Below are 8385 nucleotides of genomic sequence, written 5' to 3'. Positions count from 1 at the left end.
CTAATATTTTTCCTGAGACAGCATTATAAACTAATTTGCCATGAATGGAGTCTTGCTTATTAAATAAAGAGGCTGGTTGAGTAACATGATTAACCGCTATTTCTTCATCAAAAAAGATACTTTCTGTTTCTGTCATTCCCACGCTAGCAATATAATATCCAAAAACCTTGGTTCCAATCGTACGAGCAGTCCCAATAAATTTAGTCTGAGGTTTTATTAAATTATCTACAACAACAACCCCTGTTCGAACAGCATTGTTTGTCAATGAAATATAAAAAGTATCCTTAGATAAACTAGATGGCATCTGAATAGAATCACCAATTGCAAACACATTATCTACTGACGTTTTTAAATACTCATCCACAAAAATAGCCCCATCTTCATGACAGCGCACTTTAGTATCAAGGTATGGGATACTCGGCTTCACGCTTAACGCAAAAACAGCACAATCACTTTCTACCTTAGAATTTTGAGTTTTGAGAATCAAGCGTTCTTCAACTTCTTGAATTGCTTTTACCGTTTCATTAAAATGCAAAATCACACCTTGATTTTCCATTTCTTTTAAAAGAGGTTCTATCATTTCTGGATCAAAATATTTCACTAAAATCCCATTCATACTTTCGATTAGTTGAACGTGTTTCTTTTGATTGATTAAACAATCTGCCATCTCAATACCTATTTGGCCGCCACCAACTATCGTAAAATCCTGATTCGTCTTTACTAATTCTAAGGCAGCTTTCGTTTTTTCCATTGTTTTATATTTTAGTATTCTGTCTGACTCAATTCCTTCAATTCGATAAGAATTCTGGACTGACCCTGTTGCTAAAATCAACTTATCATAAGAGATAACCGCTAATTTATCCAGCTTTCTATAAGTTAATTGTTGGTTACTCGTATCCATATTTTCAACAGTCGAATCTAATTGAACTTGAATATTTCGTTTTTCTACTTCTTCTACCGTTATAAAATAAGCTTCTTTTAAATTTTTGATTGTACCATTTAAGATACCGTGTAAAGCCCCTGGGACAAAACCAATATTCCCTTCTTTTTCAAGTAGTGTAATCGTTGCTTTTTCGAATTTTTTACGTGCTGTTAAGGCCGCAGTTACCCCTGCAAATGAACCTCCTACAATAACAATATGCATGCCAATCCTCCTTTGAAATCTCCCTAAATAAGGTAGACTAGTCTATTTTTAATTGAGTTTTTAAGCCTTCATTACCTTTTTAAACAGGTGATGAATCCGACCTTTTAGAAAAAGCTTCACGTTTAACCTACACTACGTTATTGTAAACGATTTCCAGAAAAAAAACACTAAAAACGAATTGATTTTAGGTTTACTTGTTCTAGTTTTTAAAAGCATAGACTCATTCCTCTATCCTAATTTTAAAAATAAATAGTAAATAGCGTTGACGGGTCCTAGTTAATATGATAGTTTTATAGCAATAACCTTTAACTTAAACCGAGAGTTTAAAAAGGACGCGCAAATGTGAGTATTTTTACGCCTTCCTTTAGGGAAAGGTGTATTTTTTTATGCAATGAGCTACCTTTTAACTATGTTCAGTGAGACAAAAAAAGGAGGAAGAAAATGAAACATTTAATAGACTCAATGGATCTATCTATTGAAGAATTAGAAGAATTATTTACGTTAGCAAAAGATATTATCAAAAATGAGGATCGTTATCGTTTTGTATGTGAAAAAAAACTTATGAGCACACTTTTTTTTGAACCAAGTACCCGAACAAGATTTAGTTTTGAAGCGGCTATGTTACGACTTGGTGGAAAAATCATTGGTTTTTCTGAAGTAAGCTCTAGCTCCGTTTCAAAGGGAGAAAGTCTTCCTGACACCATCCGCACAGTGGGTTCTTATGTTGATTTAATCGTTATGAGACACCCTAAAGAAGGCGCTCCAAGATATGCTTCTTTAACATCTGATGTCCCTATTATAAATGCCGGAGATGGAGGACACCAACATCCCACTCAAACCCTCACAGATTTATTAACCATTCAAGAAATAAAAGGACAAATAGAAAACCAAACAATTGGATTATGCGGAGACTTAAAATTTGGTCGAACTGTTCATTCGCTGATAAAATCTCTTTCAAAATACAAAGGAGTTAAACTCATTCTCATCTCCCCTCCTGAACTAAAAATACCAGAATACATTAAAAAAGAAATTTTAATAAAAGAAAACATTCCATTTGTAGAAGTTGAAACCCTAGAAGAAGTTATGAATGATATTGACGTACTTTATATGACAAGAGTACAAAAAGAACGATTCTTCAATGAGGCTGACTATGTTAGATTAAAAGATACGTATATATTAGATAATAAGAAATTACTTTCTGCTAAAGAAGATTTAGCTATTCTCCATCCTCTTCCTAGAGTAAATGAAATTAGTCCAGAAGTTGACTCTGATCCTAGAGCCGTTTATTTTAAACAAGCGAAGTATGGAATGTACGTACGAATGGCACTTATTATAAAAATGTTGGGGGCGATTTAATGCTTTATATTGACAGTATAGCCAAAGGAATCGTTATTGATCATATCAGTCCAGGCCATGGTTTCAGAATTTTCCAATACTTAAAGCTAGAAAAATCTGATTACACTGTAGCTCTTATTATCAATGCACCAAGTAAAAAGAAAGGAAAAAAAGACGTTATAAAGATTGAAAAACATACTGATTTGGACTTAAGAATCATCGGTATTATAGATCCAAATGTAACGATCAATATCATAAGAAATGAAAAAATAGTAGAAAAAATACAGCTTTCTCCTCCAGAGAAAGTTGAAGGAGTTATCCAGTGTAAAAATCCTCGGTGCGTTACATCTTCAGAGAAAAATGCCATTCAAACTTTTAGTCTCTTAGATAAAGAAGAACTTAGTTATAAATGCGATTATTGTGACACTATCTACAATTGGGAAGCTTAAACGCAACACTAGTAGTTTTTATAAAGGAGGTATAGATAAATGAAGACAGGCTTTGAATCTCTTAAAATCGTATCACATACTGAAATTTCTACTACTATCTTTGAAATAAAACTAGAGATAGCAAACACAGACGCGATAAAACCTGGACAGTTCTATATGATTCGAGGTTGGGAAGCAACTGACCCTTTTTTACCAAGACCACTTAGCGTTGCGGGTGTCGAGGATAATCTTTTAACTTTTCTATACGAAATAAAAGGGAAAGGAACACATCTCATCTCTAAGCTTAAACAAGAAGATACTTTAGAAGTATTAGGACCGCTTGGAAATGGTTTTACTCTAGAAAATAACAAACGAATCGCTTTGATATCCGGTGGAATTGGCATTGCTCCTATGTTGTATCTACTAGAAGAGTTAAATGGGGAAATCGATTTTTATGCCGGCTTTAGAAGTGATGTCTACTGGACAGAGAAAATTGAAGAACAAGCAAGCAACGTATTTCTCTCAACTGAAGATGGCCGTTTTGGTCACAAGGGTTTTTGTACAGATCAGTTTGACCCATATAAATATGACCTTGTTTTTACTTGTGGACCGGTTCCTATGATGAAAAAGGTTCTTAGTCTTTGCGAAGGTATCGTACCTGTTCAAGTATCAATGGAAAGTCGGATGGCTTGTGGAATAGGAGCATGCCTTGGGTGCACAGTAGAAACCTCTAGTGGTTTAAAGAGGGTATGCAAAGAAGGTCCCGTTTTTGAAGGAAAAGAGGTCTTGTTTTAATGCCTAACTTAGAAGTCACTATTCTAGATGTTTTATTTAAAAATCCAGTTATAACCGCTTCAGGAACTTTTGGCTTTGGCAGAGAATATGCTGAATATTTTGATCCGTCTCTTCTTGGTGGAATCAGTACAAAAGGTCTTACATTAAATAAAAAAGATGGCAACAAAGGTATTAGACTCCACGAAACGGCTTCTGGTTTGTTAAATTCAATTGGTTTACAAAATCCAGGGGTAGATGCTTTTATTCAGGACGAACTTCCTTTTATGAAACAGTTAGAAACAGTCATTCTTGCAAATGTAGGCGGTGGTTGTCTAGATGATTATCTTAAAGCAGTCGAAAAATTAAATGATACAGCTATCGATATGATTGAACTGAATATTTCTTGTCCAAATGTCTCGTCTGGTGGAATGGCTTTTGGTATAAAGTCCGTAGATGCAGAAAAAATCGTTAAAGAAGTAAAAGCTGTCTGTAAAAAACCGTTAATCGTAAAATTATCTCCTAACGCGGAAAATATTGTTCAGATGGCCGAGTCTTGCGTTCATTCAGGAGCCGATGCCCTTTCTTTGGTAAATACGTTTAGCGGAATGGCCATTGATATTTTAAAAAGAAAGCCTGTGTTTAATAATACTATCGCTGGTTTATCCGGTCCATGTATAAAACCCATCGCCCTTAGAATGGTCCATGAGGTCTCAAAAGCCGTAACTGTTCCAATTATCGGGATGGGCGGTATAATGGACTACCGTGATGCCATAGAGTTTATCATGGCTGGAAGCGATCTTATCCAAATTGGAAGTGGTAATTTTATAAACCCAATGATCAGTCTCGATGTTGTAAATGGAATAGAAGCATTTATGGATGAGCAAGGAATTAAACAGTTAAGCGAGATTAAGGGTATTGCTGGAAAAGAATGTTTCTTCAACTAATGTAGAATTCTTTCCATTTTTCTATTCATTATTAACTTCTATTATTTTAGATTCACTAAAAAAGTTGTTTTCTGGCTCTTCTTACTTTCTTTGCATAGAAAGTAAGAGAATCTTGGAAATAACTTTTTTAACTTTACACGTTCTCTCTTTTTATAGTATTAGGATTTTGAAAAATCATTCCTAAAAGGTTCAATTAATTTAAATCCTTTACATTTCTTATAATATGTATTATATTTATTTAGCGAACAATTGACTAGTCAACAATTGATTAATCAATCACGGGTTTATTTTTTGAAAGGAGCATTAGTATGGATTTAAGAGAGATTAGTAAGCTATTCTATAGCATAAAAATTTCAAATCAAGAAACGACTTCTTTTTTTGAAAAAGAAACGGGTTTTAGTCTGACTAGGTATGAAATGATGATGTTTATTAAAGAAAAAAAGACATGCTTACAATCAGAAATTCAATCAGAGTTAAGAATAGATCGAGCTGCCGTTACTAGGCACCTAAAAATATTAGAAGAGAAAAATTATGTAAAAAGAGAACGAAACGCTCGCAACAATAGAGAAATTTTTGTTCAAATAACTGAAGAAGCTTTATCTGATTTAGACCACTGTGAGAAAAAACATAATTCTCAAAAAGAACCATTAAACATTTCACTTAACAGTGATGAAGCAGAACTGCTAGCTAATTTATTAAATAAACTAATTAACTAAGAAGAAAGAGGTACACACTATGAAAAACACTGTAAAAAATAATGATTTTTCTAATATTCTATTTGAAAGAAAATCTATTCGTCTATACAATAAAGAAATAAAAATTCCTCAAGAAGAAATGCTAGAAATGATTCAAGAAGCAACAACAGCTCCTTCATCTGTTAATATGCAGCCTTGGCGTTTTGTCGTGGTTGAAAGCGAAGAAGAAAAACAAAAGTTAAAACCTTTAATCCGTTTCAATACTCCTCAAAACGACACTTCATCTGCAATGATTTTAATTTTTGGTGATATGGAATGTTATGAATACGGAGAAGAAATTTATGACCAAGCTGTTCAAGAAAATAAAATGTCTTCTGAAGTGAGAGATCAACAGTTAGAAGCCATTATTCCCTATTACAAAAACTTTTCAAAACAGGAAATGAACGATGTTGTAAAAATCGATGCTAGTTTAGCTGCCATGCAACTAATGCTTGTTGCACGTAGTCATGGATACGATACGAATGCCATTGGTGGATTTGAATCTGATTTATTAGCTGAAGCATTTGACCTAGATAAAGACCGTTATGTACCTGTACTTATTTTATCTATTGGTGAATCGATTGATGCTGGTTATCAATCCGTACGTTTGAACGCATCAGCATTGACAACATTTAAATAAAAGGAGAGTTTCATACATGAAAATAATTAATGCTACTTTTTATATTCTGGAAAATAAAAGAGCGGATTTTTTAACTGATATAAAAGCTCTAATTGAATCAGCTAAACTAGAAGCTGGCTGTATTGACTACCACCTTTACGAATCTATTGAAGAAGCGAATAAGTTTGTGATGGTAGAAAGTTGGGCAAATCAAGAAGCTATTAATGAGCACAATAAAAATCCTTTATTGCTTAACTTGTTTAAAAATATAGCGCATTATAGTTCAAAACAACCTATTATTAAAATTTCTACTCTAGAAGAATAAACTAGTACAGACTAAAAAAAGTTCTTAGAATAGCACCTATTCTAAGAACTTTTTTTAGTTTATTCTAAAGCAACATTTTGTCACTACTGCCCTTTTTCTATTTCTTACTTATGTAATCCACCCTTGAAGTTTTAAAAAATTTCCAAGAGTTTACTTACGAACTGAGTAGTCATTATCGCTAAATGGTCTCTATCTTTAACCTAAAGCTACGTCCAACGTCATCATAATGACAAAGCCAACCATTAAAGCTAGAGTTGCACTGTCTTTATAGCCGTTTGTTTGAGATTCAGGAATAAGTTCTTCTACTGTAACAAATATCATAGCACCTGCCGCAAAAGATAATGCGTATGGTAAAAGAGCAGTGATTGAAATAACTGTTATCGCTCCAACTACTGCCGCTACAGGCTCTACAATTGCAGAAAGTTGACCGATATTAAACGCTCTCCAGCGACTGCTTCCAGCTGCTCGAATAGGCATAGATAAAGCTGAGCCCTCAGGAATATTTTGAATTCCAATTCCCAAAGCAAGCCCAACAGCACTCATGAAGGCATCTCCATTTGCTGCACCAATTGCAGCGGCACCAAAGGCAACTCCAACTGATAATCCTTCAGGTATATTATGGATTGTAATAGCTAAAAATAACAGTAAATTCTTCGATGCTTTAGTATCAGGTCCTTCACGATTTTCTATTGGCTCATTTAAATGTAAGTGAGGAATAATGACATCAATTAATCTTAAAAATAATCCTCCTGCTAAAAATCCTATCGCTGCAGGAAACCAAGACCAAGAACCATAATTATTCTGTTCTGCAAAAGAAATAGATGGAGCTAATAAGGACCAAAAAGACGCGGCAATCATAACTCCTGCTGCAAAACCATTCATAATATCTAAAAACTTACGATTAACCGTTTTAAAAAGAAAAACAAATGAAGAACCGATAATTGTACAGCCCCAAGTGAATAGTCCAGCTATTAAAGCCTGTAAAATTGGATTTAATGAAGTAAACGAATCAATAATGTGTATCCTCTCCTTTTAGTAAAATAATAAGCCTTTTTACTACGCAAATCAACCCATATAGTGTATTAAGCAATCATTTTGATTCTATTTAAGCCAATTGAAGTGTGATTTTTAAACCTATCAAATCAAAAATGGTATAATTGTAGTGAAATCATTAATTTATTAGAAATGGAGTGATTTTCATGAGTAAGTATGAAACACCAGATTATGATGTTGTGATGAAGGAAGACGAATACGAGATTAGAAAATACGTCGATTTTTTCATTGTAGAGTATGAAAATATACAGGATCCAGAAATTAGAAATGGTTTTGGTTCTTTGTTTAATTATATATCTAGCGACAATAAAGAAGATGAGAAAATCTCAATGACCGTTCCAGTTATTCAAGAAGTAGCGAATAAAAAAAAGACAATGGCATTTGTTGTTCCTGAAAAGTATCGTAATCAAATACCCGAACCGAACAATCCTAACCTTAAAGTAAAAAAATTCGACGAGGGTTTATTCGCGTCAATCCAATACTCGGGATTTTCTAATGAATCAAAAGAGTTGAAAATGCAGGAAAAACTTGAACAATGGGTGGAAAAAAAAGGGTATCAGAAACAATCCAATTATATGATGGCTTCTTATAATGCACCTCTCGTACCGCCTATGTTTAGAAGAAATGAAATCTGGGTTAGAGTGAACATTAGTTAACTATTAGGAATACAAATACACTAAGAAGATTAAGAGGGATATAATGAAAAATATTAAAATGACAGTTGAATATGATGGTGGCAGATACCAAGGCTGGCAACGACTCGGCGATTCAGATAAAACCATTCAAGGTAAAATCGAGAATATATTGTCAGAGATGACAAAAACTAAAATTGAAATAGTAGGTGCAGGACGGACAGATGCTGGAACACACGCCAAAGGACAGATAGCTAATTTCAAAACAATATCTGATATGGATTTTGTCGCAATGCGAGATTATCTTAATACTTATATCCCTCGTGATATTGTTGTTAAAAAACTAGAAGAAGTTCCCGAACGATTCCATGCTCGATACAATGCTACCGGTAAAAAA

The 8385-nt window shown here is 33.8% G+C and carries 10 protein-coding genes and 1 pseudogene; 9 read left to right on the top strand and 2 right to left on the bottom strand.

What is annotated here, in order from left to right; all coding sequences use genetic code 11:
* The coding region (locus WBF61_RS07320) for an FAD-dependent oxidoreductase (RefSeq protein WP_424255251.1) at positions 1 to 1144 on the bottom strand (1144 nt) is incomplete at its 3' end.
* Positions 1145 to 1585: 441 nt separating this feature from the next.
* Here WBF61_RS07320 and pyrB point away from each other — a divergent pair.
* The 7 genes from pyrB (at position 1586) to WBF61_RS07285 (ending at position 6303) form a co-directional block, all read left to right on the top strand.
* Positions 1586 to 2500 (top strand): aspartate carbamoyltransferase, encoded by a 915-nt coding sequence (gene pyrB / locus WBF61_RS07315; RefSeq protein ID WP_424255249.1) that lies wholly within the window; start codon positions 1586 to 1588, stop codon positions 2498 to 2500.
* Complete coding sequence (locus WBF61_RS07310; RefSeq protein WP_424255247.1) at positions 2500 to 2928, top strand: aspartate carbamoyltransferase regulatory subunit; 429 nt, start codon at positions 2500 to 2502, stop codon at positions 2926 to 2928. Before pyrB ends, WBF61_RS07310 begins: the two co-directional genes overlap by 1 nt.
* Before the next feature lie 39 nt (positions 2929 to 2967).
* Positions 2968 to 3702, top strand: coding sequence for a dihydroorotate dehydrogenase electron transfer subunit (locus tag WBF61_RS07305; protein ID WP_424255245.1), 735 nt, complete (start codon positions 2968 to 2970; stop codon positions 3700 to 3702).
* Positions 3702 to 4625: a dihydroorotate dehydrogenase gene (locus WBF61_RS07300; RefSeq protein WP_424255243.1), complete on the top strand. Its 924-nt coding sequence runs from the start codon at positions 3702 to 3704 to the stop codon at positions 4623 to 4625. The genes WBF61_RS07305 and WBF61_RS07300 overlap by 1 nt, the downstream gene beginning before the upstream one ends.
* A gap of 308 nt (positions 4626 to 4933) precedes the next feature.
* A complete protein-coding gene (locus WBF61_RS07295; RefSeq protein ID WP_424255241.1) occupies positions 4934 to 5341 on the top strand; it encodes a MarR family winged helix-turn-helix transcriptional regulator in 408 nt (135 codons plus the stop codon).
* 19 nt (positions 5342 to 5360) lie between these two features.
* The gene (locus tag WBF61_RS07290) at positions 5361 to 5999 is read left to right on the top strand and encodes a nitroreductase family protein (RefSeq protein ID WP_424255240.1); all 639 of its coding nucleotides are present in this window, start codon (positions 5361 to 5363) and stop codon (positions 5997 to 5999) included.
* A gap of 16 nt (positions 6000 to 6015) precedes the next feature.
* Complete coding sequence (locus WBF61_RS07285) at positions 6016 to 6303, top strand: putative quinol monooxygenase (protein WP_424255238.1); 288 nt, start codon at positions 6016 to 6018, stop codon at positions 6301 to 6303.
* 195 nt (positions 6304 to 6498) lie between these two features.
* On the opposite strand, the gene WBF61_RS07280 is transcribed toward WBF61_RS07285, so the two are convergent.
* Positions 6499 to 7317, bottom strand: coding sequence for a ZIP family metal transporter (locus WBF61_RS07280; RefSeq protein WP_424255253.1), 819 nt, complete (start codon positions 7315 to 7317; stop codon positions 6499 to 6501).
* 185 nt (positions 7318 to 7502) lie between these two features.
* On the opposite strand from WBF61_RS07280, the gene WBF61_RS07275 reads away from it, so the two are divergent.
* Complete coding sequence (locus tag WBF61_RS07275; RefSeq protein WP_424255236.1) at positions 7503 to 8012, top strand: SOUL family heme-binding protein; 510 nt, start codon at positions 7503 to 7505, stop codon at positions 8010 to 8012.
* A 43-nt stretch (positions 8013 to 8055) separates the two neighbouring features.
* Positions 8056 to 8385: pseudogene (locus tag WBF61_RS07270) on the top strand (tRNA pseudouridine(38-40) synthase TruA); the annotation flags it as partial.

It is taken from the genome of Carnobacterium sp., assembly GCF_049673005.1.
GTDB lineage: Bacteria > Bacillota > Bacilli > Lactobacillales > Carnobacteriaceae > Carnobacterium_A.
The sequence above is the reverse complement of the archived record's forward strand: the minus strand, read 5'-3'. Positions and strand labels throughout refer to the sequence as shown.